Here is a 25,836-nt window from a genome sequence, read left to right as displayed (position 1 = left end):
TCATTGCATCTCGGTCTAGCTCTTGATGAAACCACAAGAATTAGCCTCAGACGCAATATCTAGACAAAGCTCCCCCAGCGGGCGCGACCTGTTGTATGGTAAATCTGTAGTGGAAACAGAATCGACTTGGAGGATCGAAACGTCAAAAAAGCAAAACCCCCGCAAGGCGGAGGCCTAAACGGGGGGTCAAGAACCAAGAAGCGCCAACTTCTCGATCACCATTGCTGTTGATCTGGTTTAGCACCTCCCTCCCTCAGCGAGCAAGAAAAAACGCATCTGTGTGAACGAGGAAGTTGCATCTTGGATTGGTCCGGAAATCACGACGACGGACCAGCCCTGGGTGCAAACCCAAGACCACCGGCAAGATCATTTGCCAGACAAACCAAAGGAGAAACTGAACCCTAGAAAAGCAAAACCCCGCAAGGCGGTGACCTTCCGGGGGAGCTATGATCACAGAGCGCCAACTCTGAAATCGCTGAATACAGTTAGATCATAACACCCCCTGAGTCATGCAGGCAAGAAAAAACGCATTTGTGCGACCAATGAAGATTTGCCTGACGCCGTCTTGTCCAATGAGCAGAGACAAGGAGCGACAACAATGAGGACAGAACCTCACCCCGCCCTCCCACAGGGCTATTCCCGGCGCGATGTCATCGCGCTGGTTGCTGACGTTGGCCGTGACATCGGCCTCAGCACGCGACTGACCGATATTCTCACACGCATGGTTGGCAGCACCGATCAAGACGCTTGGGTTGATCCGGAGAAAGAACCGATTTTCTATGGGCGCCAGGAGACCTTTGCGCAGCGCCTGAGGATCTCGACACGCCAATTGCGATCGCACGAGAAGACACTGCAGAAGCGCGGACTCATTGAGCGACGAACACTTGCCAACGGCAGCCGTTATGGCAGTGCCGGCCTTGGTCTTGTCCTGACACCACTCATCGAACGGTTCACAGAGCTTCTGGACATTCGCGAAGCCCGCAAGGCTCAGTTCGAGCGCATGAAACAGCTCAAGGCCAAGCGCAGTGTGCGGCTTGCAACGTTTCGCGATGAGCTGGCGCGTCTGTCAGAGGCCGATCAGCTTTCAGATGATGTGCAAGCGATGATCAAGGAACGCGCGACCTGGCCACGTACTGACACGCTCCTCACATTGGGTGAAGCTCGGCTTTCTCAGCACCTCGATGACGCGACAGATCTGTGCACGAGATTGGTTGATTGGATAGAAAACCATAGTGATTCCTCTTGTGAACCGGAAGAAACCTTCCGGTCTTATATACAAAAGGACATTCACCAGATTCATTCTGAAAAATGTAACGCAAGCGAGAACAAGCGGAGCGCGGGCAAGCCCGCGCACGCCGATTCAAATATGTCGGGGCCTGACAGCCCCGACGATTGCAGAGAAAAAGAGCTTCAGGCGGAAACCGAAGCGCTTCAAGGCCTGTTCTCAGGTTATTATGGCCTATCCCACGCAGTTTCCTTGGCGAGTGCCGAGTTCCAAATGGAGATGGAAGCACGTAACGGTGAACGACCGGAATACGCTTTGGTTGAGGCGGCCGCGGCGCGTGTTCCTCATCTGGGCATCAATCTCACAGCCTGGGCCGCGGCCTGCGATCGAATGGGTCGCACGAAAGCGGCGATTTGTGTTCTTCTGCTGGATGCCAATCGTGATCACGCCGTCAGACCGGTCCTCAATCCTGGCGGGGCTTTGCGCGGGATGATCAAGGCTCACAATCGCGGCAAGCTCAATATCATCGGCAGCTTGATCGGCCTGCACCGGAGGCGAGGGTTGTAATGGGATTTTCAGAGTTTTTAGATCTTTTTCAGCCGAATGGCACTCTCTCTCGTTCCGTTCGCTGTCATTGGCGCGCCCTGCTGGCCACGGGATCGACCATAGGTGCAAGACTTTTGAACTTCAGTAGCTTTGAGGTGGGGCGATGACGTATACGCTAAAGGATTTCGCGGCGTTTAGGGCTGCGTTCGATGAAAAACTCAAACTGGAGACCGGTGAACCAATGTCGTGTGCATTGTACGATTGTGTCCCCGCGCCCGAGACCATCTCGGTCGTTGACGGCAAAGTGCTGGTAACGGATTTCCATATTGCCGAAGCCTGCAACATCGCCGATCTTGTGACATCAACGGCGCGGATCCTATCTTTGCCTCGATCCAACGTTGCTTGCGAGGATCTGTCGGAGATTTTCCTGGTTCAGCTTGACATCTTACGGGAGTACATCCGCGCCGCTTCTCCGCCCGATCGCTACATTGAGACCGAAACAGACAAGAGCATTCGGGCCTGGGCAGGCTTCATCAAGCACCCAAAGGACTACGTTTTTGCACATCGTTGCCTTGCTGACCTTCGTGATGTTTTGGAGCCTGATCCAGTTGTTGTCGACAGCGAATTTCTGCGGAGTTGGGATCGTCTTTCGGGAAAGGAAAAAGACAAGAGAAAATCTGATCTTGCACATCGCACGGTCGTCGTCGAACTCCCAGAAGGCCGCGAGGTTTTGGACTTCATTGATGCCTGTGCCACCCATTTGTCGCAGATGATTTTGCAATGGAAACCGCTGAAACGATCCGTGTGACGAGGTGTATGGGGGCCTCCCCTTCGGGATCAGCTCTAGTCGGTAAACCGACCGGAGCCCGAGGTCTCCGCCCAGTCGGGTCACGATCTTGGCCCCGGGCGACACCGCTCCCTTTAGGCATTGACGTGAACAGAGGGATCTAAGTCAGGAGCAAAGACCTAGTGAGCATCTCAACCTGAACTCGAGCGCAACGTGTTGCAAGCATACATGCCGATCTCGCCACCCCCTGCCCCGTAGGCAATCATCGTTCCCTCGAGCATTTCCTGCCCGTCCGGAATGTCCATTGCGCGTATTTGGACGGCTTCATCAAGTTCCTGAAACGACGACAGCGCTGCCGCATGGCAATCAGGTTCATTCGTGAAGTCCTGTCTCATCTCCAATTCCGATCCCGTCTCGAAATTGAACACAACGATGATCAGCAGAATTCTCATCATTGAACCCCTTCTGTGCGAAAACCGGAGCCTGACGGCCCCGGCTTCCAGTGAAACTTGCGTTTTCACCTTGCAGGATCATCGCCGTCCCCGGCTGTTTCCTGATTTTTCAATACCGTATTATTGTAATTTTTACAACCATCAACCTCGTTGGTCAGCTGGGTCGCAGATCAAAAATAAGCGTACAAAACCAAGATACACAGCGGAACTTCGCCTCAAACCATTGTTTGGCTTCCCAAACGATCAAATCAGCGCGAAATTTGAATTATCGGGTGACATTTTGCGATATCTGTCTATGATTCAAAGGATAGGGAACAGCATTGAAAGTGATTGAAAGTGGCGCGAAGTGATCTGGTCGTTGATCTAGTAAAGGCCGGAGTAACTGGTGATCAAGCATCCGTACGCATGACCGCAGAGGCGATCGCAGCGGATGAGCGAGCCAAAAAACACACTGGGGTCGCGGACAGGATTGCGCGTGCTCTGACCATAACGCCAAAATCTGCCTCAAATGACCGTCCTGTCTCCAACGGAACAAGATTACGCGACGGGAGTGGCTCGATCCAACGTCGCGAACCGCACCGCTCCATGGATCAACTGTTTCTGGACAAAGGGGTCCGAACTGCGTGCCAAGAGCTAGTTGAAGAGCAACACCGAGGTGACGTCTTGCGTGCCCATGGTCTCGAACCACGGCATCGCATGCTGCTCACGGGTCCACCCGGCAATGGCAAAACGTCCCTTGCAGAAGCATTGGCCTACGAACTGGCGCTGCCGCTGTTCATTGTGCGCTACGATGCGATCATAACCAGCTATCTTGGTGATACCGCAACACGGCTGAGGCGCATGTTTGACTTTGTTCGAACCGAGCCATGTGTGCTTTTTTTCGATGAATTCGACGCGATTGGCAAAGAGCGCGGTGATACACACGAAACGGGTGAGATCAAACGCGTCGTCACCACACTTCTTATGCAGCTTGACGACCTACCCACTTATTGCGTTCTGGTAGGCGCCACCAACCATCCAGAGCTGCTTGATCGCGCAACCTGGCGCCGGTTTGAAATCAAACTCGAGCTTGCACGGCCCAGTGATGAGGTCATGACCGAATATTTCGCCGCGCGCATGAAGGAATTTTCAGACAACTTCGGCTACACCGCAAAACGATTGCGCAGCGCTGTTGCACCACTCAATTATTCAGAAGCAGAAGACTTTTTTATGGATATTCATCGTCGCCTCGCCTTGGCTCAAGGCAATGTCACCTTCCGTACACTGGTCAAAGATCGCGTCAAAGCATGGGCTATGCAGCACGGAAGGATAATCGGAGATGACAGATCGGCCGATCCTACGGCTGCCTGAGCCACGACCCGACGTCAGGTTGCCGGGAACGCCCGACAGACGACGGCGCCCCCAAGGCTTGGGACGGCAAGGCCAATCCGCGCGCCTAGGCGAAGCGTTTGAACGACTGGACGCTGCGTTTAGAGGCGAAAACGCCGAAGTCTTGCTACGGCAGGACCCGTCTGGCATCGCGCCAGAACGCGCACTGGTTTTTGAAACGGTCGTATCAATCACGCGCTTTCAAAATGCGGCTGCAAACGCAGGTTTTGAGCTTCTTATCGAAGATCCCTTGGGCGATGATTATGACATTCCCGAAGAAATGGTCGACGATTATGTCGACGCAGCTTCCCCTACACTTTATGCAACGATGCCGTCGACAAGCGACCTGCAGAGGCTTTTGTCGCTGTGGCGTTCCTATCAGGCCCAAGAAGACGCCGAACGCGGTTTGGCACCTTGGTGGACGCTCTTTTCCATGTTGTCAGACATCCGGGTTTGGGGACCGCAAGACAGATTGACGCCCGAAGTCCGCGCCGAACTTGCCTACCGTCTCAACCAAGGTGATGACCAACCTCTTCGCCTGGAACTCGAAATTTGGCCTACGGCCAACGCCACGTTGCGCCGCAGGTGGCTCAGGGATAGCCGTGCAAAGATTGAAGCTTTAGGCGGGCGCATTCTCGCATCAAGTGAGATAGACGAAACCGATTTCGTCTATCAAGCTGTTCTGGCGGAGATGCCTGCCGACGCTGTGCGGGAAATGCTTGCCAACCCTATGGCGCCTGAAGGCGTCGCCAATCTCGATGGCCTACAGTTCATTTTGCCACAAATGGTTGCCCAATCGCTGCCTGATGACAGTGATGCGGCGCAACCGCTCGAGGACGCTTTGGAATCGTTCTCCGAAGACGCACCCATACGTGCCGTCCTGCTCGACGGAACCCCCATTGCCGGCCATCCAGCTCTCAACAACGGCGTGGTCATCGAAGACGTTCACGACCTTGTGCGGCTGTCACAAGTGGAGCACAGACGCCATGCCACGGCGATGGCTTCGCTCATTTTGCGAGGAGATTTACAAGCTGACGGGGACCCAGTTCCAGACGCACGGCTGTTGTCTATCCCGATCCTCATCGACGATGCCCACGGTGCATCTTCCCCCAATGACCGGCTTTTTGTTGATCTCGTTCATGTCGCTCTTGCCCGCGCCTTCCTGGGTGAAGACGCATTGGCACCCGAGGCCCATTTGGTGAATTTTTCAGTGGGGATCCGGCAAGGCCATTTTGCTGGACGCATCGGTTCGCTCGCGCGGCTCCTGGACTGGTGGTCCGAACGCCATGGCATCCTGTTCATGGTTGCCGCCGGCAATGTCAGCGACGACTTGAACGTCGCGGGTACAACCTTCACCGCATTTGATGACGCTGATCAAACTGAGCGTCGAAGACTGGTTGAAAGCGCTCAAAAGGAATCTAGGCAGTTCCGCACCCTTATGGCACCCGGCGAGGCAATGAACGTCCTGACAGTTGGTGCATCCTCTCAGGACTTGAGCGCACCGAGGATAGGTCCACCAACGGGATCAATCATCCTCAACGATGCCGATGACCCCTACCCAGCCGTTTCATCTGCGATAGGTCTTGGCGCTTTTCGTTCCATCAAACCCGACTTCATTGCTCCTGCCGGTGAGCACGAATTGCGCGCGTCATCCTCCGCCGACGGCGTAAGACTGCGGGTCGTGGACCGGACGCAGCGCTCGGGTTTAAACGTTGCGACGGTACAGCGTGGTGCCGCCAACACCTACAAAACCCGCGGCACCAGCTGCGCAAACGCACTTTCCTCACGGTCGGCGCTGTTTTCTCTTGCCGCCTTGACTGATGCTGATGGACCATTTGCCGAACAGCCCCTCTCACCCCGTGACAAAGCGTTGCTGACTAAGGCTCTTTGTGTAAATGCGTCCTCATGGCCGACTGCGGCCGTTGAGAAATTCACAGCAGAGTTCGCCCCAAACCCAAGACGGCACGCGCAGGCCAGAGAAGAAGTCTGTCGCTACTATGGCCACGGGCTCTTGAACGATCAGCGCATGCGAGAGGCCCCGGCCCAAGGGGCAACACTTGTCGGACTTGGCACATTGCGCAAAGATCGTGCTGCCATTTTCGATGTTCCGCTTCCACCGTCGCTGAGTGGCGAAAGAATTGGGCGCTCAATGGTGGTGACCGTTGCCTGGTTTACCCCCATCCGGGTCACACGGGCACGCTACCGTTTAGCAGCACTAGATGCCGTTCCACATGGCTACGATCTCTTCGGAGAGTTCACCGAGGATGACGGATGGGCACTCGCCATGAAGAGTGGGCAGTTGGACGCCAATCTTATCAAGCGAGGAACCGTCTGGTCTCGACGGCTGACGCACAGCAACCCAATTGTTCCGAACTTTACGACAGACTTACGGCTCCCTGTCCGCGTTCAATGCCGCGACAGCTCTGGCGGCGGGTTGAGTCCCGACGATGACATTCGTTTTGCTTTGGCAATCTCTATGGAGCTGGAGGCTGAGACCAACTACGATATTCGTGAAGAGCTTGAAACGGCGCTTCGGGTTGGTGTGCGCCAGGAGGGTTAAACTTCCTTTTGCAAGCCATCCAGAGCTAAAATGGCGCAAGAAGCACGCCTTCCGATTCATCTTGCCAAAAATATCCTCCGGGGAGTGCCCGAAGGGCGCGGGGGCAGAAAGCCCCGGCAGCGCTGCAAATGGGCCGCCTGTTGGCGGCCCTTCTGCCTTATTCGGTGACTTCGCCCTTGTTTGGCTGGAAGGCCACCAGTTCGGTGACACCAACGGGAAAATCGAGCTTCAGGGTGAGGAAGGTCTCGCCTGTGTCCCGTTTTGTGTTCTCGAACACTGCGCCAACCCGGCGGTAAGTTGTCTTTTCAGTGCCGTTGTCGTCGTACTTTACAGGAACGGTGAGCGTGTAATGTGTCATTGGGTTTCTCCTTGTTTCGATGAAGGTGAACAAACGCATCGGATGAGGGTGCGGCGCAGGCTGAAAATCGGAGGCTCCCCCGGAAACCGTTTTTCTGCTTGCCGGGGCACTGCCACGGGTACGCCAAACCCGCGATGCGTCACCTCCATCTTTCCAGAAACAAGGAGAGAAAAACCCAAGGCTCCTATACGCCGGTCTCTGCCCAAGTTCGACATCGGCAAGAAGAGACATCGGTGATCCCGCAGGTGGCGCGGGATCGAGGATGATGGGGACGTCGCGCCTTCCGCTCCGCTCTAGGCACGACGACGACTTTTCCATTGGTGTTGTCCGCCCAACAGACCTGGCCTGCCCAGTCAATTGGCAAGCGCCCGACTAAAGCCGGTCGTCGCATGGCAGGGCCGTGTCCTCGGCTGCGCCTGCGGGCCGCACCACCCCTGCCCCACGACCAATTGACAGTTCATTCCAGCCCCGTGGGTCGGGCTACGCCCTCTCCCACTCTGTTCCGTCCGGAAACATGCGTTTCCGGTCAGATCAGATTGGCAGAGGCGCATCCCATCGGCGGAAAGAGGTCAAAAGACCCGACCGCATCACCACAAGGAGGCCAGACATGGCTACGGACGTGAACGACCGCAATGCGGTTATTGCAGAACAGAACGATTTGGTTCGGGCCGCACTCGCGGACCCCAAGGCGTTTAAGCAAGTCAATGCACAAGGCATCGCATTCAAACTGGTTTGGACGCCGGGGATCAATGAGGCGTTCCTGCTGACGGGCAAGATCAAGCCTTTGGCCAAGGCTATCGCCGCATTCGATGCATTCGAGACTGATGACGATCCCTATCAAGAACGGGATTTTGCAGCGCTCGAAGTCGAAGGCACCAAAGTCTATTTCAAGTTCGATTACTACAATCTGACGATGGACGGAGGGTCAGAAGACCCCGCTGATCCCGCGCAAACCGTGCGCGTTCTCACGGTCATGTTGCCCTGTGAATACTGAAATTGGTCACCCCGTGCAGGCGGGGCGCGCCATAGGCGCTGCCAGCGTCGGAAAGGAGGTGAACACATGACTAGAGCAATTATCGCGCAGCGCAAACGCGAAGCAATCGCGCTTGTGAGAAAGGGAGGTCTCTCCGCCAAGATCGGCCTCGCCTTTCTGAAACAATTTGGCGGTGAACGCCACCGGTTCGAGTGAACCGACAGAGGCCGCCTAAGCGGCCTCGCCTCACCCCTTTCGGGGTGGGGCACCCCTACCAAAATTTTCACCATGAAACAAGGAACGTCCCAATGAACGACCAAACAGAAATCAACCCAATCATCCAAGAAATCCCTTTCGCTGATCTTCATATCTCGGAGCTGAACCCGCGTTCTGTCGTCAATGAAGCCAGTATCGCAACGCTTGCCGAAAACATCCGCACCTATGGTCTGATCCAGAACATCGCGGGCTACCCCGAAAAGGACGGCATCGGTATTGTGGTGGGTGGCCGTCGCTATCGCGCCCTTGCTTTGTTGCAAGACGATCCGCGCTTCCAAACCGTGACAGTCAAGATCGCACCCGATCAGGCAACCGCCGAGTTTTGGGCGACAAGCGAAAACGCGCAGCGCGAAGCCCTGCATCCAGCCGACGAGATTTGCGACTTCCGCGCCATGGAAAAGCGCGGGGCAAGCGTGGGCGATATCGCAATGGCCTACGGCGCGACTGAGGCCCACGTCTATCGCCGCCTTGCTCTGGCAGGTCTGCCCGATCCCGTCATCAACGCCCTGCGGGATGGCGAAATCAGTCTCTCCAACGCCGCTGCCTTCACCATCAGCGATGATGAAACGCTGACGCTGGAAGTGTTGGAGCATGTGCGCGGGGAAGGCGAAAGCGATCACCGGATCAAAAAGATGCTTAAGCCTGATGCGGTCAAGGATAGCGACCGCCGCGCGATCTATGTTGGCATTGACGCCTACAAGCAAGCCGGTGGTCGCGTTGGTGGCGATCTATTTGCCGAGGAAACCCTTTTTGACGACCCAGACCTGCTTGCCGACCTCTTTGCAAAGAAGTTGGAAACGGCGGCTGCTTCGTTGGTTGTTGAGGGCTGGAAATGGGCCGACACCATCGACGACAGCTATGTCGGTTACTACCAGATCGAGCAGATGAAGCTGGCCCGTATCTACGCCGAAGGTGGCGTTCTGTCTGACGATCTGAGCGAGGAATACGACAACCTTGCGGAATTGGCCGAGGGAGATGTCCTGAGCGAGGAAGGCCAAGCACGGCTGGATGCCTTGCAGAGCGTGTTGGATGGCGACTTTACGGACGAGCAAAAGGCCCACGCGGGTGTTTTGGTCTTTGTCGATCACAGCGGACAGTTGCAGATCGAGCAAGGCTTGATCCGTGGTGAGGACAAGAAAGCGGCCATCGAAGCCGGTATTCTTGCCAAGTCCAACCATGGCGGTAGCACAGCCGCAAAGTCACCGATCTCGCAAAAGCTGGCCTCCGATCTCGAACGGATCGCACGGGGCGCACGTCAGTCTGCCGCGCTCCGCGATCCAGACCTCATTCTTGCGCTCTTTGCTTTCCAGCTTTCGGGCAAGTCCGGTTACACCCGCCCCTTTGGCTTGCGCCAAGATGAAGTGCCAAACCTGCCGACTACGGAATTTGCGGGCTACAGCATGGACGACCGTCTGACGACGCCAACCAAACCTGCCAAATTTGGCAGTGACATGGCCCGTGTGTTCCGCGCCTACAAAGCCAAAGGGACGGAGTTTATCATGGAGGAAATCATCCGGCATCTTGCCGCGTTGATGACCCTTGATAGCGACATGGCCGATGTGGTGGACAAAGCCGTTGAGACCAACATTCGGGACAACTTCACGCCAAACGCCGAGAACTTCTTTGGCCGCGTGGGTGGTCCTTACATGGTGGCCCAGTGGCAGGAGCTTCTTGGATTAGAAGCCGATCATCCGACCGTTACAACCTTCTCGAAGCTCAAAAAGGCTGAGAAGGCGGGCAAACTGGAAGACCTCTTTGGTGATCCAGAGACCCGCGATGCTCATGGTCTGGATGATGCCGCAACAACCCGCATCGCCAACTGGCTTCCCGAAGGCATGAAATGAAAATTCGGCAGGCCGCTAGCGCCCTGCCCCTTCTACTGATGGACGAAGTGGAGATTGACGATGCAGCCAGACTTTACAGCTTACAAACACCCTGTCCTCGCTGTCGCCTGTCCGGACTGCAAGAGGACTGCTGGCGTTTGGTGCATACGTCCAAGCGGTCACAAGGCCGCCGAACTTCATAAATCGCGCCGCATTGCGGCGGATTGCTTGGTCGTCGCTTTCCATGGGCCAGACGCCAGTATCCAGCGAGATGGCGATGGTTGGGTCATCGATCCAGCTGGACGCGTTGAACGAAACCGGCTCGAAGCTGCAACCAAGGTTCAGGGGGAGCTGTTCACGTGAAGAGGACGTGCGCCCGACTGCGCGCAAACACTCTAATCCTTGTGGTGAGGATCAACTTGGCTCCGCTTCGGCGGGGCCTTTTTTGTGAATGGCTACATAATTTGGTTTTTCAGTCTCCAGAACTCAGCCTTTAGGCAAAGAGGCCCTTTGGCTGGGGAGCGGCGAAAGAGCAAATAAAGCCTAAATTGCAAATGCTGCTGTCGGCACGAAGGGCTTAGACTTGCAGAAAGTCGACTTTGACAAAGTTGTCGACGGCCCAAAGCCGACTTTATCATGATAATGAGACGCCGCAGCTGCAGCCCGTATTCTAGTCATTCGCTGCGAGTGCAAAACCTAGGGTCATCCAAAACCACAATCGAGACACTATGCGGATGTTCATGGCATGTTCGTCTCCAGGTCACCGTTACACAAGATACGCGCTAGAAAGCGAAGCCAGCCTTGCGGCGGTGCAGGCAGTGCACAGCTAGACAATTTGCGTGTGCGCTAAGCTTCGCAATTCGCGTCAAAAAAATTGAATTTCAGCGCAGCTATACACTAGGTTGCGATTTAGGATTGATTTGGAGATCAGCATTTAACCAACGGTTGAGAATTTCTTAATGGCTACAGGATGATGAAGATGGTCGAAAAAAGATCAAAGCTAGTTCGCATGATCGTTCGAAACATCGGTTGCATTGGGCCTGACGGCATTAGTGTTGCGCTGGATGATGTTGTTTGCGTTGTAGGGCGCAATAACTCCGGGAAATCAACCCTTCTCCGGGCCTATGAGCTCGCTCAGGGTAGCGAAAAGTTCGATTGGATTCGCGATCGTTGTGCGCAAGCTCCGGAAGACCAACCATCCGAAGTGATCCTCGAAGTCCATATTCCCAAGGGTATCGGCAATATTAGCGAAGAATGGAAGGAAGAACGAGAAGATCTACGCATCCTCACCAGCCGCTGGCAATGGTGGCCAGAACAAGTTGAGGACGGCAAGGTCTCGCCGCTCCGGCAGACCCGCCTGCCCAGCCAAGCCGAAGAGGAAAATGGGGGCTATGCCTTAGATGGCAAAGCTGGTGGTGCCGACAACGTGTTCAATTCTCGCTTGCCGCAGCCAGTTCGAATTGGCTCGCGCGGAGACCCTGCCGAGGCCGAGAAGGCACTTATGAAACTGGTTCTCGAACCAGTCGGCACAGCCCTTTCAAATGCCGCTGCAGATGCTGATTCCGCCCTCTCTCTCGCAATGTCGCAGCTCCAAAAAGGCGTCACAGGTATTGTCCAGGAACAGAAATCTCAGTTTTCAGAGGCGGTTTCGCAAGTAGAACAAGGCTTTACCGGTGTGTTCCCTGGCTTATCAGTCACCTTGGACGTGAAGGCTGCCCCACCAAGATTTGACGCAGCCAAGCTCATCGCTGACGGTTCGGGTCTACGCGTCACGGATAATGGGGCAGAAGTTCAATTGTCTCAACAGGGGGCGGGCGCACAGCGAGCACTTTTCTGGACGATGCTACAGGTTCGTAATCGCCTCGTTAGCGACAAAAAACTTCGCGAAGATGCAGTTAAGGCGCTGAAGAAAGAACTGACGAAAGCAAAGAAAGATCCAATAAGAACACAAGAGATCCAAGCTCAAATCGAAGCGATCCTAGCAGGCGGCGCTTTGCCGGACGATGCCAGCGATCCCGCATTGCCCGGATACATCTTGCTAATTGATGAGCCGGAAAATGCCCTTCACCCGCTCGCGGCTCGCGCGGCCCAGCGGCAGCTGTACGAACTTGCCGGTCAGCCTGAGTGGCAGGTGATGATGACCACTCATTCTCCACTTTTCGTCAATCCGGCTATGGACCATACCACGATTCTTCGGCTCGAACGCGAAGGTGCTGACGACTTAGTTGGTCCCAAGACCTTTCGCACTGACGAGGCTGGTTTCACTGGCGATGAGAAGGAAACACTAAAGGCAATCCAGGAGATGGATCCAACGTTCTGCGAGGTCTTCTTCGGCACGTATCCCATCGTCGTAGAGGGCGACACCGAACATGCAGCCTTCATTGCAGCGGTGGTCGAAGCGGGGCACGAGCTCATCGATCAGGTTACAATTATAAAAGCCCGAGGAAAGCCGCAGATACGCGCCGTAATGAAAATGCTGATCCACTTCCGTAAAGACTTCGGGGTGCTGCATGATTGCGATTGGCCCCACGGCACGGCCAAAAACAAGCAAGGGACGCTCAAGAAGTCTCCCTCTTGGGCGCACAATAAAGAAATTCGCAAACTTGTTCACGAAGCTAGATCAGCCGGTATCGGCGTAGCTCATGAAGTAAGTATACCAGATTTTGAACGGCATATTGGCTTGCCGCGTGGAGCTAGCAGCAAGCCATTCGAAGCTTATCTTGCCATCAAGCAGAGTGAAGGGCTCAAAAAGGACGTACAGGGAGTATTGCAGAAACTAAAGAACCCGGAGCGATATGAGATAGGACAAGTCAAGGCAAGCGACGCCGATGCTTTTGTCACTGGCATCTTGGAGCAGCTCCGTAAAAGGTCAGCTACGCAAAATTGGGAGGACTCCTTCCGCCTTGGAGATTGAACCAGGGCTTCGAAGAGTGCTGTGTAGTACTCGGTTGTCTTGCTAACCACCAACAATTCACTGGTTTTTTAGCCAGATCATGCCGTCAAAGGCGCCAAGCTTCGCCTTGTCCTGGGTGTCGTAGAGGCGACGGGCTTGAGTTGCGACCCCAGTGCTAAGTCGGGTGATCTGTCCGCTCCATCCGCTGTTCTTCGGAAAGACGACAATGTGGAAGCCGTCGGTTTTCAAGTAGTCATTTCCGCTCTGCGAGACCTTCCATTTTCGTGTCAGCCAACGTGCGCGACGCTGGGCTAAGTTCTTGCTATCAGATTCCCGTTTTGAAGCGGCCGCGTAGTCCTCCTCCATCTTGCCGGCGCAAACACAACCGCACTCTAGAATGTGCGGATAGTCAGGATGCTGCATCTGGTGGACATACCGGATGTCTTGGTTTTCGCACATTTCACATTGGCTGGAAGGTTCACCAAGATCCTCAAATCCGATGCATGTCCAGCCCTTCTTAGGAACACCATGTTGCGACCATTTCCCAAACGATGGCATTTCAAATCCCCTGGCCCTCTGACGCAGGCAGTTTGATCATGTAGCCGCGCCCCAGCTTTTGTTTGACTAAGTCAGAAAGGGCAGTCTCAGCCTCGGTTTGTGTCCGGTACCAATCGTGGCAATGCCGCCCCCAAGTACCAAAGCGGCCCCACTGTCGGTGGACGCCGTGTTGGCCAAACAGGTCTTTGGTCAGCCCCACCGAATAGAACCGGTTCATGTTGAGGGAGGGGTCTATGCGGCGCATATCAATTTGCATCAATCTCCTCCTCGGTCATCGGAATATAGTCGATAGAGACACGTTCTAGACGAGGCTCTTTTTGCTCAAGACCCCATCGGCGTTTCGTGTAGAACTCAAGTGCTTTCCGGGTTCTTGACTCAAGCACGTCTGAAGTGAACCCAAATTCAATGCGGACCACTCGTTGCTGCGCCTCAGTCAATCTTGAATGCGGTTTGAGTTTCAGGATAGCCCAGGTGAACCAATCGTTATCTCGGGGTACCGCACCAGCCGGCTTGGTTTTTGCGAACGACCGATCAGGGTCAATGCGTGCAGGATGGAAGTCACGAAAACCATTACGTTCAAAACACCAGGCTCGTACGTGAAGCCTAACGCCATCAGAAGCGAACCGAACAGGTGCAATCCAGCGAGTCATCGGTTCTGGATCTCGCATCGATTGATAAACGATCCTTGTTGCCTCATTCGCCCTGAAGGCACGGTAGAGCGGCCGTAAGACGCGCAGGTCCTGAGTGCGTTGCAAATCTGGCAATCTATCGAATGCTGGAGATGGAGTGCCGACTAAGAGTTGCTCCAGCTCCATCGAAGACGACTTGCCAGTGAGCCGTTCAAAGCTGTGATCGGCAAGGTATTGGCGCGACGAGGCATCATAGTGCAGTGCGTCTTTCGGCGCTTCGGCGAGGTAAGTCCGAAAATCGAGAGCGGCCTGCGCATTAGAAATACCAAAACGCTTGATCAAGGAAGCACGAGTTGCTGCACCGTCCCAGAAAAACAGTCTGTCGAGGTATTCTAGGCGCGCACGCTGGGCATGTTTGAGGTCTTCGAAGGGCATGGGGCAAGGATACCTTGACTCTTCACCGCTGTCCATATAGTTTTTACATGTGTAATAATTGATGGTGCGACATGAGAATACTTCATACTGCAGATCTGCACCTAGGGCGTCAGTTCATGGGGTTGAGCCTCGAGGAGGATCATGAAGTCATACTAGGCCAGATACTCGAGACGCTTTTGGCAGAACGGGCAGAAGTTCTTGTGATTGCAGGAGACGTTTTTGATCGTGCTTCGCCGCCCAATTCGTCAATCCGGCAGTTCAACCACTTCCTCAAGCGCGTGGCAGACGAGACCGAAGCCGCCGTAGTGATGATTTCGGGAAACCACGATTCCGGTGACCGGATCGAGGCAATGTCTGTCTTCTCCACCGCGTCGAGGGTGCTGGTACGCGGAATCGCCGATGCGGTCGAGGCTCCGCTTTTGCTTAGTGACGAGCATGGCGAGATCGCCTTTTCTGCGCTGCCCTTTTCCTATGAATACGCAGCTCGGGAAGTGTTCGAGGATGAGGGTATCAGCACGCCAGCAGATGTCATCGCGGCCCAGATCTCCGCAGCGAGGGGTCAGGTGCCCGAAGGAGCGCGTTGGGTCGTAGTGGCTCATGCCTTCGTTGCAGGCGGCGCAGTCGGTGAGACCGAGCGCGCCCTGACACGGGTCGGCGGGATTGAAACTGTGCCCTCTGATGTCTTCGACGGGGCGGATTATGTGGCACTGGGGCATTTACACAAGCCGCAGGAGGTAGGCGCGAGCCATATTCGGTATTCCGGCGCACCGCTCGCGTTCGGTTTTGACGAGGCGGGAAGTGAAAAATCCATGACTATCGTCGATCTCAAAGCTGAAGGGGTCGAGATCCGTACCGTAGCGTTCCGTCCGATCCGGCAAGTGCGCTCGCTGACCGGAGCATTCTCGGATCTTCTGGCAGGAACGCCGTCTGAAGACTTCATCCAGGCCAATCTGACGGATGAAAACCCTCTGATTGATCCGATGAAACGGTTGCGCGCGACCTACCCCAATGCCTGCCATCTGGCCTACGACCGTCAGGCACGCGCTCCGGAGACAAAGGCGCTCGGCAACGGACGCGCCGCAGTCACGCCGATCGAGATGGTCGGCAACTTCATGAAGGTTGTGCGCGGCCGAGAACCAAATGCCTCCGAAGTCGCGATCGTAGCAGACAAGCTCCACGTGGTAGCCTCCTGGGACGAACAGACATGAGACCAATTCGCCTATCGCTTCAGGCCTTCGGGCCGTTCGCGACAACCGAGGTGGTAGATTTCCGCTCTGCGTTGGAAACAGGGTTGTTCGGAATTTACGGTCAGACGGGGGCGGGAAAGTCGACACTGTTTTCGGCGATGTCCTTCGCGCTTTTTGGCGCACCAACCAAGACCGATCAGGAGCCACGGTCGCTGCGTTCGGATCACTCTGCGCCTGATTTACCTACTGAAGTCGAATTTGTTTTTGAGCTCGGCACTAAAACCTACCTGATCCGTCGTCGTCCGGCGCAAGAGCGTCCGAAGGCGCGCGGCGAAGGGACAACAGATGACGCAGCGGAAGCCTCCCTATTCGACGTAACCGGGATCCCGGTGGATACGCTTGGCCCGAGCCAATCCGGTCGCGTAATTGAAGAAAAGAAGGTCTCGGTAGTTGGGAGAGAGGTCGAGGCTCTGCTTGGCTACGGAGCGGATCAGTTTCGGCAGATCGTACTCCTACCTCAAGGCAAGTTCGAAACGTTCCTTACCGCAAAAACCGATGCGCGAGTCGACATATTACGAGATCTCTTCGACGTGAAGATCTATCGCAATCTCGCCGCTCGGCTGAAGGAAGAAGCCTCGGAGGCAGAGCGAGCGCTGCGCGACCAACGTGCACTCTATGTAGCGCGGCTTGAGGAACGCGGCTTCGAGAGCGCTGAGGCACTGGAGCTAGGAATTTCTGCAGCGGAAGCCAAGGTCGAGGAAAAACAGCGAGATCAGCAGATCACAGAGGCAGTGAACGAAGCCGCGCGCAAGACGCTGGTCGAAGGCGAACAGATCGAGAAGGCTTTTGCTGCCGTCGACACTGCGCAGCAGGCGCTTGACGGCCTTGAAGCGAATAATGATGAGGTTGATGCTCTGGCTAGGCGGGTAGAGGCTGTCAGCAATGCCTTGAAAGCCCGTGATCTTGAGACGGCTTGGCACAATGCGGAGCACGACGCACGACTTGCGGTGGATGCCGTTTCCAACGCTGAAGCGGAGCTCAATACCGCCAATGGGGCGAAGGAAGATGCCGCGCAAAAGATGGTCGAGGCGCAATCTGACGGGGAGCGACGGAAGCAGGTTCAGGCCGACCTGACGAAGTTGGAGGCCATTGAGAAACAGGTCGAGCAGGCTTCAGAGTTACAGAATACATTTGATAAGGCTGTCACGGACGAAGCCTCAGCAAAGAAGGCGCTGACTGAGGCCATAGAGGCCCGCGAAAGGCTCCAGTCTCAGCGTGATGCGACCGATATGGTGCTTGAACAGGCGCGAAAGACCGGAGCGATGCGAGGCAAGCTGAACGGTGAGATCGCCGAGGTCAACCGGGAACGGGTGAAGGCAGCGGCGTATGCAAAGGCGCAGGGAGCTGTCGCCGATGCCGCACGAAAGGTCGAAGCGGCAACGAGTGAACTGACCACTAGAGCCCATGCGGCACAGGCCGCCGAGGAGACCTTGAGCGATGCCGAGGTACGGCTTTCGCGCACGCAGGCGATCATTCTGGCCGAAAAGTTGACTGAAGGAGCGCCCTGCCCTGTCTGCGGTTCCCACGATCATCCTGCGCCGGCTCATGGCACGCCCGAGCAATCTGGTTTGACCGAAGCGTTTCGCAAAGCACAGTCTGAAGCGAGAACTGCAGCCGAAGCCCGGGTGCGGGCGGAAACCGAACTCGGCAATTGCCGAACGTGGCTGGATGAAAAGAAGCAGACGCTGGACGAACAGGAACGACCCGAGCGCACGATGGCGGAACTCGAAGCTGAAATCGTACGGCTTGAAGGCGATGTCGCCGCGCTTGGAGAAGCAGTCGATCTAGACGCGATGGTGGAGCAGTTGGCCGAACTCAAGCGGAAAGTGACCGAGGCAGAAACTGCGGAGGCTACAGCGCGAACCGCTGCGGGCAAGGCCGGGACCGCTCTTGCCGGCGCGCGCGCCAAGCTGGATGCAGTGATCGAGGCCCTGCCGGAAGGTCTGCGCTCGCCCGGGGCGGTTGTCGCTCGACGGGAGGCATCGCAGAGAGAGCAAAAGCAACTGTCCGAGGCACTGGAAGTGGCGACGCAGCAGGACCGAGCCGCCAGTGAAGCGCTAACCCGTGCGCAAGAGCAACTTGACGCAGCGAAGCGGGCGCACGGCACGCAGAAGCAGCGCGAAATAAAGGCGCAAGGTGATTTTGCTGCTCGGCTTGCCGAGGTCGGGCTGGACAAAGCAGGATATGATGCTTGCAAGGCGCATTTCCTGACTCTCGACGCCGACCGCAAGAAGATAACCGATCACCGCGATGGCTTGATCGCTGCTCGCACGACATTGCAGAACGCCACCGCCGCTTGCGCAGATCGTGAACGCCCGGACCTTTCCCCGCTTCAGCTGGCGTTGGCAGAAGCCACTCAGAACTTGAACGCGGCCAACGCTGCACTCGCCACGGCGAGAACGAATGCATCGTCACTGACCGAATTCAAGAAATCGCTTGCCGCGGCCATGGCCGAAACCGAGCGGCTTGAAACCGAGACCGGTCCGCTCCGGGGGCTGGCTGATTTGGCCAACGGCAAGAACGATTTCAAGATGACACTTGAGACCTTCGCGATAGGTGCAATGTTCGACCAGGTTCTCGAGGCGGCGAATATGAGGCTCGGCCCTATGACGCGTGGTCGCTACCGGCTGACGCGCGGGCTCGAGGCATCTGGCGGTCGCGGCAAGCGTGGGCTCGAAATCGAAGTCTTCGACATCAACACCGGCAAGGCGCGCCCGACAGCCACGCTGTCAGGTGGCGAGACCTTTATCGCGGCACTGGCCCTCGCGCTTGGGCTAGCTGATGTGGTCGAGAGCCTTTCGGGCAAGATTCGGATGGACACAATCTTTATCGACGAAGGCTTCGGGAGCCTCGACACCGAGAATGGGGCGGGCACGCTGGATCAAGTGATCCAAGTTCTTGCTGCGCTGACAGAGGGCAGCCGGGCTGTGGGCCTGATCTCGCACGTCGGGCTAGTGCAGGAGGCTATTCCACAAGGCTTCTACGTGCGCTCGACACCAAGCGGCAGCCGGGTCGAGGAAAGAAGGGGACTAGGGTGACGGAACGGTGGTACTTTCGAAAGTCTCACACTCGGCGGCTGTCGACGGGGCGTACGATCTCTGTCCGTGGCGGTTGGGTGCTCCGGGGCAGCCAAAGAAGCAGCAAGGGCGCATCATTTAAGCGGGCTTGTCCAATCTGCGGTGCCCCGATCCTAAGCGTTGGCATGCCAAGAGGTGGGTGGGTCCACTTCGAGGGACGTAATGGGCTCACACGCGTTAAACATCCATGTCTACATCTTGGCGAAGGCTTGAGCGCGCGGCGTGATGAGAACACGCCAGATCTTTTTGGCCCGTCCTGAAAGAGCCACCAGGCTTATAGTTTGTTGACGTGGTGCTCGAAATGTCAGCGCTTGGAACTCAGGTCTGTTACAACGCCAACGAGGTCGTGACCCGTCCCCTTTTGAAACTACCAGACTTTTCTAAAAAGAAACTATTTTGAAAGTGTCGAGAACAAGCTCACGAGGTCATTGTCAGAAAACTCTGAATCGGCGTGACTACTTCGTCCTCGAGAGCTTGGCCGGTAGTCATCATAGTCAGGAACCTCTATTTCGCTGATCTTCTCAAGCACCACGTTTCTCGCAGCTTCGGCGCTGCGCCCGGTGTGCTTTGCAATGAAATCCAGCAGCTCTAAGTGCTCGTTCAGCTCGCTTTCGGATGAAAGATCAGAGATTGCCTGTGAAACCTCATCAAACTCATAGTCAATCGCAGAGTTGATCGCCTGTTCGATGGGCTCGAGATCAATAGCTTCGTTTAGGTACTCATCTATGGCGTCTTTCACGGCAACCAACTCATCCATTGGAACGCCAGCTTCGATTGACCTTACCAGGGCAGTTTCAACGGACACTTGCAGGTCTTTTTTCCCGTCAACATCATCATCGACAAAGCTGGAGATTCTCCAATGAAGTTCTGGTAACTCTCTGGAATCTCGTGACGCATCCACCCAAAGGATATCGCTCTTCAATACTGAAATTGCTGCATCTAGAAAGCCACGGTCGCCAGAGTGCTCAAACAGGTCAAGTAGAAGCGAACTGCGCTCAGCGATAGAAAGATCATCGAGTTCGCTGTACCAATAATGGTATTGCTCCGACTTCACCTTTGCGAAGTTGGGGATTTGGTCCAGATTGTTCGCGAACTCGCAGAATTTTTGCGCCAGCTCTTTCAGTTTTTCGGGATCGGTCTGGAACGTTTGTTTAAGGTGGCTCCACAGGCTCTGAGCCCATTCCGCTCGAACACAAAGAGGCGGGAGCAGGCCCAGAAAGTCTCCATCAGATAGATGCTCTTTTAGAAAGTCGCGGACTGATGGGTTCACAAACCGTACCTGGTTCCCGGAGATAGCAACAAAACCAGACTCGAGTGATTTTAGAGCCTCTTCGAAGTCGTCTGGCTTTGACGGCTGTGAATAGTGTTCGCAGATCTTATTGTGTATCGCGTTGAAGTTTTCCCGCAGAACCTTGATGGATTGGCGATACTGATTGCCAAAGTAGAGAGCCACAAGCAGATTCTGGCAGCGCATACTGAGACTGCGGTATGCCTTGGCCCAGATCAGCGCAGGATTTTCTAGGGTCCTAAAGGCAAATTTTGGATAGGCGGATGGTTCCAAGTCCTCAGGAAATTCCGCTGCAACATGCGCAATCAAGCGCGGATTGTAGTTTGGGTGGTCAACGATCTTCTTGAGCCAATCATCCTGAAGCAGAGCTTCTATATGGTCACGATTCAAATCTGATGCGGCAAGGTGGTTGAACAAGATACGCGCTTTGATTGAGCGAGTATATTGGCCGACATCCAGTAAAAACTTTGAAAGCTGGAAGCGGCCCTCATCCATATGATCCGAAAGCCGTCGTGCTTCCTCAAAAATGTGTGCGCGCGTGGTAAGAATGAAACGAGAGTTTTGGGAAGCTCTAACGCGTTTCACAAATCTCGCAAGTTGCCCATCCCGTTGAACAAGCGCTTGCCGATCGAGCTCAATCTGACCGAGAAAATCGTCAAAGAAGAAGATGGTTCGTTTTTCCTCATCGAGTCTGGCAAAGCCATCGTCGAGAGATCTTATCGCGCAAAATTGCCAATCGTCATTGAGATAGTGATAGGTGAGCATTTTGGCCAACGTGGTCTTCCCCACCCCTGGCGGGCCAGACACAACGAGGACGCGATGTCGTTCGAGCTTTTCAAACGCGGCCTCAAAACTTGGGTTACGAACATAAACTCGCAACTCGTCCAAAATTTCGGCTTTGGTCGCTGCGGTGTGGGCCTCGAGGCCTGACTGCAGCACCTTCTCCAAAACTGCCGTACTGGTCATCCAGAGTTTCAGATTTGCCTTTTCGACGTCGGGGTGACGCTTCAGCGCGGCCTCAATATCTTCCGCACCCCAAATGTCTTCCGGATGTTTGAGGCGATCACCTAGCACATCTGCCAGTTCGTCGCTGCGTGCACGTGTCAACGATTGAGACGTCAAGAAAATGTAACGACTTGGTTTCAGAAGATCGATCTTCGGCACTTCCTTTTTCAAAGCCGACTTCAACTGAGAAAACGTTGAATTCAGATAATGCTTGCACTGAATAATGGTCGACTTAGGACCCTTGGAATGCCTGCCATCAACACCGCCATCAGCTCCCGCGCCAAACGCAGAAAACCGCTGACCGGTTTCAGCTTGCAGGATATCACGACACAAGTCCTCAAAGTCCGGAGGTGACAGATTGCCAAGCCTCTTCATTTAACTCTCCTGCCTACAAACTCACCAAAGAGTTCACATTATCAGTCGAGCATTTGTACGAAAAGTTCGCCGTAGTCCATTGGGCTGGTGAGCATTTCCGAACATCATTTCAACTTCTCGCGAACGTCTGCTCTAGCAAAGAATAGACCGGGATTCTGCCATCGCAGCGAATGACGGCTTTCCGCCCCTTCTGTTTTTCGCTGCTGTCGCAAAGCGCGTAATGTTGGCTCCTAGAAGCTTACCCGACGGCCGGAACTATTGCTCTTCTTGGAAGATGGAATGCCATTCAAATCCGCAGATCATGAATTCTACATGTTTGACTCTGCGCTGAAGACCAGAGGATAGCCAGCAGCGAAGGGCCGATCAACTACGGACGTCCCAGCATGTAGAGCATCTGCCAACCGCTTACGGTTTGCCGCGCTTTTCAAACCAGCTTTGGCAGAACTTGATGAAATGCCTCTCTGGGTGCTTGGGTTCAATTTCTTCCTTGCCGCACCATGCGCGCCATTCTTGCTCGATCATGCGCACATCCCATCCGGGGGCAGCGGTTCGGGCATCATGGTAAGCCTCGGGATCGAGCCTGCCCTCATAGACCTCGACGACTGGCATTGGCACAGTGCCTTTGCTGCGGAAGACAACAATGTTGCCCTCCAGGGACGGGTCGTAGTCTGGAAAGTGATCATGCTGGTCACTGTCTGCGATGATGTTGCCGATCAGACGCTTGAACTCTTTTGGCGAAGAATGTGAACCGCATTTCAAACGCAGCTTCTCAAGCCCGATGCGCCATTCTGAAGACTTGCCGCAATGTTTGCGTGCAATCTCATACATCCGTCGCTCAAGCGGCTTTTTTAAGCGGAAGTAATCGCGGCTGATCGTCAGGACTTCCTTGGCTTGGATCGCGTTAAACACCCAGTCCGACAGGGTAACCTGCACTTCCTGAAGCACACCGTCATTGTCTCGGCGGATCGTCTTGGCGCTTTCAACAAGGCCAAAGACCTGCCACTGGCGTTCCTCACCTGTGTGGATGTTTGTTTTGATCGATGTCCCGCGTAGGCGTTCCAGTGCATCTTCGGCACGATTATAGGCACTGCCGCCTGCGGGCTTACCAGTTGCAACGATGTAGTCGCTGATCTTGAAGCTCACCGTCTTTGAGATGTCTTTTTTCTCGTTCAGGGCTGCAATCAGCTGAGAGATGCAAAAGATCAGAATGTCGCGGTCGAAGACCGTCGCCATGCCCTTCGCAGATGGTGAGATTTCGATGTAGTTGTCGCCGTTCTCGTATCGCCGTGTCTGATGGTCGGGCTTCTTTGAGATCGAGAACACAGGATGCTCCATCCCGGCCATGTCACTTTTGGGAGCGGCATCAAAGATGTCGCAGATAAACAGATCCGGTTGTTGAAACCGATCTGGCAGAAGCGGGTTCGCTAGTCGCTTCACTGGCTTATCACCCACCATCGTCATGTTGCTGGCCTATTACCCACCGATTCTCTTCCTTACTGGCTTATCACACACTACTGGCTTATCACACACCGAGTCAATCCGTTGGCTTATCACCCACCTTTTGGTCAAGTTTTGCTGGCTTATCACCCACTCGAATTATGAGTGAATCAAGAAACTCAATAAATTTAGCACACTGGCTTGCGACACACCAATGGGTGGCTTATTGCACACCGCTTTCTGGCTTATCACCCACCAGCCAATTCGTAAGGGTCTGATATTGTGGGCTGAATCCCAACTTTTTGAATCGTAACCCATTATTTTAACTCATATATAACACACACTGCTTCGGCACCTATGACGGCAGACGTCAGTCTTAAGATGGCAGTGCTTTGAATTTTGCTGAGAATGTGATCTGGAATTGTCCATAGTTAAGCCACAGTACGATGGATAAGATACGCAGAACTTGAAATTAACGGCCGATTCCGTATATTGATCCAGCTATGACCCACACGATGCAAACAGCCATGCTGACCACAGTGAACGCACCGTTCCAGACTTATCTGGATGCGGAAGCTCTCGCGTGCGCAATTTGCGCTGGTGAGATCACACTTGGCCAAGTTTCGTCATTTTACACAGAGACAGCTGTTGAATCTCAGCAGGCATTTGCTGCGGCGCATGGGATTTCTACTGCAACCTTGGTCGAAACTGCGACCAACTTTTCAAACTGGTCCGGCCAGTCTGTTGCCCTAGCGGCGTGAGCGCCCCACAAATTGCATCGCGGTGGCAGGAGCTGCTGGAGGCGGCGTTCGACATCATCGATCACGTCAACACGGACCATGACCTTCTAACCGAATGGACCTTTGGTGGCGGAACAGCAATGATGATCCAAATCGACCATCGTGAAAGTCACGATGTCGATTTGTTTCTCGATGATCCTCAACTCCTCCCCTATGTCGAAGCCGCCGTTGCAGAGATGCAATTCGCTCTTGGTGAAGCCACGTACAACGGTGATGGGACCGGCCATCTCAAGGTCGCTTTCGACGGGATTGGGGAAATCGATTTTATTGTGACTGGTCACGTCTCGGACCACCCTACGAGCCTACATGAGATCCAGGGTCGGTCGGTTCACCTCGAAACTGTTCCAGAGATCATAGGCAAAAAGATCCGCTATCGCGGGTCGCGTATCCAGCCGCGCGACATTTTCGATATCGCGGCTGCAGTCAAAGCTGACCAAGAAGCCGAGATCATCGCTGTTCTTTCAGAAATCCCTGAATATGTCGCAGCCACAATCCAGCGCATCGAAGGGCTTTCCACGGAATTTGTATCGACCAACATTTCTCAACTGGTCCTCAGAGACGAGACCCGTGATCTGGTGGAGACGGCTTTTGACACAACCTTGGCTCTGCTCAAGAAGGTCTAGTCGTATTTGCCCACCCAATCCGGTGCCGGTCCGACTGGAAATGACCATTCATAGCCAGATTTCTCAGCTAGACGGGCGAGAATTTTAGTCAAACGCTCATGCATATGGGCGTCAATGAACCTGATCAGCTCTTCCCACTCGTCTCGGCCACCGACGAAAAACCCCATGCTCAGTTGCACGCCAACGCGGAACCCGCCGTCGTCAAAATCTACTGTAACACCACTCTCGACAGTCTCATGACCGTCATTATGTGCATATCTTTTGTTTCGAAGACTGATGATGTCGTCGTGAACAGATCTGAGATGCATCGGAATGCTTGTTCTTTGGACGTTGCTAGCGCCCTTCCCACTTGCGAACAGTCGGGCATAGGTCACGATAAACGCTGTCGTGAGAACCTCTTGCTCCATCATTGCATCGGCAGTCAGTTCGAACTTCGTGGTGCGCGGACGGTGATAGATATAGCTTAGGCTCGATGAGGTTGGGATTGCATTCATCAAGCGCACAAGGCCTTGAATGTCCTTATCCACTATCCTCAGAACGTCTTCACCTTGCTGCTTACGGGCTTCCGCGGCCTCCCGATACTCTTTCGGCAAATGCTGAAAGAGCTCTTCGGGCACGTAAACGAACTCATCATCTTCCCATAGAACCTGCTGTTTTGTCATCTTACCTGCTCACTGACCCCTGCACAGGGAACTGACACATCTTCCAGTTCAGCATTGGCTGATGTGACGACCCAAGCTTCATATCACCTTGCCGAAGGGTCCAAAAACGCTGTCCTCGTCTTTTCTGCTCCATTGCAGTTACTTGCTACTGGACCTGTTTGATCAAAGCCATGCTCTTGCCGATCACCAGTTTGGCCGTCAGCTCCGGTCTTAGCCTGACACAGACTGCAGGTCACCTGGGCCGTGGTGTCCAAAGAGTGTGCAAAGTCATTTTTCATGGGGGGATCAACGATCGATCTCAAAGTCGTAGCGGCGGGTCTGCGATCTCCGTGAAAGCGCTGGTCCGTCAGCATGATTTGTCAGATCACCACTGGCCTACCACCTGGTTTCTCTTAGATGGGGATGAAAGGAACGCCGAACGCATGTACCTTCAGCTCGT

21 protein-coding genes are annotated in these 25,836 nt (G+C 54.7%); 13 read left to right on the top strand and 8 right to left on the bottom strand.

The window, feature by feature from the left end; all coding sequences use genetic code 11:
* Window positions 1–598: 598 nt before the first annotated feature.
* Window positions 599–1,792: a replication initiation protein RepC gene (gene repC / locus ACJ5NV_RS15155; RefSeq protein WP_411645023.1), complete on the top strand. Its 1,194-nt coding sequence runs from the start codon at window positions 599–601 to the stop codon at window positions 1,790–1,792.
* A 142-nt stretch (window positions 1,793–1,934) separates the two neighbouring features.
* Window positions 1,935–2,579, top strand: a complete 645-nt coding sequence (locus ACJ5NV_RS15150; RefSeq protein WP_411645022.1) for a hypothetical protein — start codon at window positions 1,935–1,937, stop codon at window positions 2,577–2,579.
* Between the two features lie 170 nt (window positions 2,580–2,749).
* Here ACJ5NV_RS15150 and ACJ5NV_RS15145 read toward each other — a convergent pair whose 3' ends face one another.
* On the bottom strand, window positions 2,750–3,013 hold the full coding sequence (locus ACJ5NV_RS15145) for a hypothetical protein (protein ID WP_411645021.1): 264 nt from the start codon (window positions 3,011–3,013) through the stop codon (window positions 2,750–2,752).
* Between the two features lie 402 nt (window positions 3,014–3,415).
* Here ACJ5NV_RS15145 and ACJ5NV_RS15140 point away from each other — a divergent pair, with 402 nt between their 5' ends.
* Together ACJ5NV_RS15140 and ACJ5NV_RS15135 are read left to right on the top strand one after the other, a co-directional pair.
* Window positions 3,416–4,360 carry an AAA family ATPase gene (locus tag ACJ5NV_RS15140; RefSeq protein WP_411645019.1) on the top strand — a complete coding sequence of 315 codons (945 nt, stop codon included), beginning with the start codon at window positions 3,416–3,418 and terminating at the stop codon, window positions 4,358–4,360.
* Window positions 4,361–4,418: 58 nt separating this feature from the next.
* Window positions 4,419–6,938, top strand: coding sequence for a S8 family serine peptidase (locus ACJ5NV_RS15135; RefSeq protein WP_411645018.1), 2,520 nt, complete (start codon window positions 4,419–4,421; stop codon window positions 6,936–6,938).
* 157 nt (window positions 6,939–7,095) lie between these two features.
* Here the strand turns inward: ACJ5NV_RS15135 and ACJ5NV_RS15130 are convergent, their stop codons facing one another.
* Window positions 7,096–7,296: a hypothetical protein gene (locus ACJ5NV_RS15130; protein WP_411645016.1), complete on the bottom strand. Its 201-nt coding sequence runs from the start codon at window positions 7,294–7,296 to the stop codon at window positions 7,096–7,098.
* 607 nt (window positions 7,297–7,903) lie between these two features.
* Here ACJ5NV_RS15130 and ACJ5NV_RS15125 point away from each other — a divergent pair.
* The 5 genes from ACJ5NV_RS15125 (at window position 7,904) to ACJ5NV_RS15110 (ending at window position 13,282) form a co-directional block, all read left to right on the top strand.
* On the top strand, window positions 7,904–8,290 hold the full coding sequence (locus tag ACJ5NV_RS15125) for a DUF3768 domain-containing protein (RefSeq protein WP_411645014.1): 387 nt from the start codon (window positions 7,904–7,906) through the stop codon (window positions 8,288–8,290).
* A 66-nt stretch (window positions 8,291–8,356) separates the two neighbouring features.
* The gene (locus ACJ5NV_RS15120; protein WP_411645012.1) at window positions 8,357–8,485 is read left to right on the top strand and encodes a hypothetical protein; all 129 of its coding nucleotides are present in this window, start codon (window positions 8,357–8,359) and stop codon (window positions 8,483–8,485) included.
* A 92-nt stretch (window positions 8,486–8,577) separates the two neighbouring features.
* Window positions 8,578–10,389, top strand: a complete 1,812-nt coding sequence (locus ACJ5NV_RS15115; protein ID WP_411645010.1) for a ParB/RepB/Spo0J family partition protein — start codon at window positions 8,578–8,580, stop codon at window positions 10,387–10,389.
* Window positions 10,390–10,449: 60 nt separating this feature from the next.
* The gene (locus ACJ5NV_RS20445; protein WP_459167127.1) at window positions 10,450–10,731 is read left to right on the top strand and encodes a zinc finger domain-containing protein; all 282 of its coding nucleotides are present in this window, start codon (window positions 10,450–10,452) and stop codon (window positions 10,729–10,731) included.
* A gap of 607 nt (window positions 10,732–11,338) precedes the next feature.
* Complete coding sequence (locus ACJ5NV_RS15110) at window positions 11,339–13,282, top strand: ATP-dependent nuclease (protein WP_411645008.1); 1,944 nt, start codon at window positions 11,339–11,341, stop codon at window positions 13,280–13,282.
* A 57-nt stretch (window positions 13,283–13,339) separates the two neighbouring features.
* Here ACJ5NV_RS15110 and ACJ5NV_RS15105 read toward each other — a convergent pair whose 3' ends face one another.
* Genes ACJ5NV_RS15105 through ACJ5NV_RS15095 form a run of 3 tightly spaced genes read right to left on the bottom strand, consistent with a single transcriptional unit; the run spans window position 13,340 to window position 14,883 of the window.
* Complete coding sequence (locus ACJ5NV_RS15105) at window positions 13,340–13,819, bottom strand: hypothetical protein (protein ID WP_411645007.1); 480 nt, start codon at window positions 13,817–13,819, stop codon at window positions 13,340–13,342.
* 1 nt (window position 13,820) lies between these two features.
* Window positions 13,821–14,075, bottom strand: a complete 255-nt coding sequence (locus ACJ5NV_RS15100; protein WP_411645005.1) for a WGR domain-containing protein — start codon at window positions 14,073–14,075, stop codon at window positions 13,821–13,823.
* Window positions 14,065–14,883, bottom strand: a complete 819-nt coding sequence (locus ACJ5NV_RS15095) for a WYL domain-containing protein (protein WP_411645004.1) — start codon at window positions 14,881–14,883, stop codon at window positions 14,065–14,067. Before ACJ5NV_RS15095 ends, ACJ5NV_RS15100 begins: the two co-directional genes overlap by 11 nt.
* Before the next feature lie 71 nt (window positions 14,884–14,954).
* Between ACJ5NV_RS15095 and ACJ5NV_RS15090 the strand changes: the two genes are divergently transcribed.
* Window positions 14,955–16,091, top strand: a complete 1,137-nt coding sequence (locus ACJ5NV_RS15090; protein ID WP_411645003.1) for an exonuclease SbcCD subunit D — start codon at window positions 14,955–14,957, stop codon at window positions 16,089–16,091.
* On the top strand, window positions 16,088–19,168 hold the full coding sequence (locus tag ACJ5NV_RS15085; protein WP_411645002.1) for an AAA family ATPase: 3,081 nt from the start codon (window positions 16,088–16,090) through the stop codon (window positions 19,166–19,168). The genes ACJ5NV_RS15090 and ACJ5NV_RS15085 overlap by 4 nt, the downstream gene beginning before the upstream one ends.
* 430 nt (window positions 19,169–19,598) lie before the next feature.
* On the opposite strand, the gene ACJ5NV_RS15080 is transcribed toward ACJ5NV_RS15085, so the two are convergent.
* Together ACJ5NV_RS15080 and ACJ5NV_RS15075 are read right to left on the bottom strand one after the other, a co-directional pair.
* Window positions 19,599–21,875, bottom strand: a complete 2,277-nt coding sequence (locus ACJ5NV_RS15080; RefSeq protein WP_411645000.1) for an nSTAND3 domain-containing NTPase — start codon at window positions 21,873–21,875, stop codon at window positions 19,599–19,601.
* A gap of 405 nt (window positions 21,876–22,280) precedes the next feature.
* Complete coding sequence (locus ACJ5NV_RS15075; protein WP_411644998.1) at window positions 22,281–23,336, bottom strand: replication initiator protein A; 1,056 nt, start codon at window positions 23,334–23,336, stop codon at window positions 22,281–22,283.
* Window positions 23,337–23,839: 503 nt separating this feature from the next.
* Here ACJ5NV_RS15075 and ACJ5NV_RS15070 point away from each other — a divergent pair.
* On the top strand, window positions 23,840–24,073 hold the full coding sequence (locus ACJ5NV_RS15070; protein WP_411644996.1) for a hypothetical protein: 234 nt from the start codon (window positions 23,840–23,842) through the stop codon (window positions 24,071–24,073).
* Entirely contained in the window at window positions 24,070–24,735 is a 666-nt protein-coding gene (locus ACJ5NV_RS15065) for a nucleotidyl transferase AbiEii/AbiGii toxin family protein (RefSeq protein WP_411644994.1), read from the top strand. Before ACJ5NV_RS15070 ends, ACJ5NV_RS15065 begins: the two co-directional genes overlap by 4 nt.
* Here the strand turns inward: ACJ5NV_RS15065 and ACJ5NV_RS15060 are convergent.
* The gene (locus ACJ5NV_RS15060; RefSeq protein WP_411644993.1) at window positions 24,732–25,397 is read right to left on the bottom strand and encodes a hypothetical protein; all 666 of its coding nucleotides are present in this window, start codon (window positions 25,395–25,397) and stop codon (window positions 24,732–24,734) included. The two genes, ACJ5NV_RS15065 and ACJ5NV_RS15060, sit on opposite strands and share 4 nt — an antisense overlap.
* Window positions 25,398–25,836 lie beyond the last annotated feature (439 nt).

Origin of the sequence: Loktanella agnita, assembly GCF_046640325.1 — a bacterium.
In the GTDB taxonomy this organism is placed as follows: Bacteria; Pseudomonadota; Alphaproteobacteria; order Rhodobacterales; family Rhodobacteraceae; genus Yoonia; species Yoonia agnita.
The sequence above is the reverse complement of the archived record's forward strand: the minus strand, read 5'-3'. Positions and strand labels throughout refer to the sequence as shown.

Coding starts and splice junctions, on each gene's coding strand:
- repC (WP_411645023.1), top strand. CDS start 599: ATGAGGACAGAACCTCACCCCGCCCTCCCACAGGGCTATTCCCGGCGC.
- ACJ5NV_RS15150 (WP_411645022.1), top strand. CDS start 1,935: ATGACGTATACGCTAAAGGATTTCGCGGCGTTTAGGGCTGCGTTCGAT.
- ACJ5NV_RS15145 (WP_411645021.1), bottom strand. CDS start 3,013: ATGATGAGAATTCTGCTGATCATCGTTGTGTTCAATTTCGAGACGGGA.
- ACJ5NV_RS15140 (WP_411645019.1), top strand. CDS start 3,416: ATGACCGCAGAGGCGATCGCAGCGGATGAGCGAGCCAAAAAACACACT.
- ACJ5NV_RS15130 (WP_411645016.1), bottom strand. CDS start 7,296: ATGACACATTACACGCTCACCGTTCCTGTAAAGTACGACGACAACGGC.
- ACJ5NV_RS15125 (WP_411645014.1), top strand. CDS start 7,904: ATGGCTACGGACGTGAACGACCGCAATGCGGTTATTGCAGAACAGAAC.
- ACJ5NV_RS15120 (WP_411645012.1), top strand. CDS start 8,357: ATGACTAGAGCAATTATCGCGCAGCGCAAACGCGAAGCAATCGCGCTT.
- ACJ5NV_RS15115 (WP_411645010.1), top strand. CDS start 8,578: ATGAACGACCAAACAGAAATCAACCCAATCATCCAAGAAATCCCTTTC.
- ACJ5NV_RS20445 (WP_459167127.1), top strand. CDS start 10,450: ATGCAGCCAGACTTTACAGCTTACAAACACCCTGTCCTCGCTGTCGCC.
- ACJ5NV_RS15110 (WP_411645008.1), top strand. CDS start 11,339: ATGATGAAGATGGTCGAAAAAAGATCAAAGCTAGTTCGCATGATCGTT.
- ACJ5NV_RS15105 (WP_411645007.1), bottom strand. CDS start 13,819: ATGCCATCGTTTGGGAAATGGTCGCAACATGGTGTTCCTAAGAAGGGC.
- ACJ5NV_RS15100 (WP_411645005.1), bottom strand. CDS start 14,075: ATGCAAATTGATATGCGCCGCATAGACCCCTCCCTCAACATGAACCGG.
- ACJ5NV_RS15095 (WP_411645004.1), bottom strand. CDS start 14,883: ATGCCCTTCGAAGACCTCAAACATGCCCAGCGTGCGCGCCTAGAATAC.
- ACJ5NV_RS15090 (WP_411645003.1), top strand. CDS start 14,955: ATGAGAATACTTCATACTGCAGATCTGCACCTAGGGCGTCAGTTCATG.
- ACJ5NV_RS15085 (WP_411645002.1), top strand. CDS start 16,088: ATGAGACCAATTCGCCTATCGCTTCAGGCCTTCGGGCCGTTCGCGACA.
- ACJ5NV_RS15080 (WP_411645000.1), bottom strand. CDS start 21,875: ATGAAGAGGCTTGGCAATCTGTCACCTCCGGACTTTGAGGACTTGTGT.
- ACJ5NV_RS15075 (WP_411644998.1), bottom strand. CDS start 23,336: ATGACGATGGTGGGTGATAAGCCAGTGAAGCGACTAGCGAACCCGCTT.
- ACJ5NV_RS15070 (WP_411644996.1), top strand. CDS start 23,840: ATGCTGACCACAGTGAACGCACCGTTCCAGACTTATCTGGATGCGGAA.
- ACJ5NV_RS15060 (WP_411644993.1), bottom strand. CDS start 25,397: ATGACAAAACAGCAGGTTCTATGGGAAGATGATGAGTTCGTTTACGTG.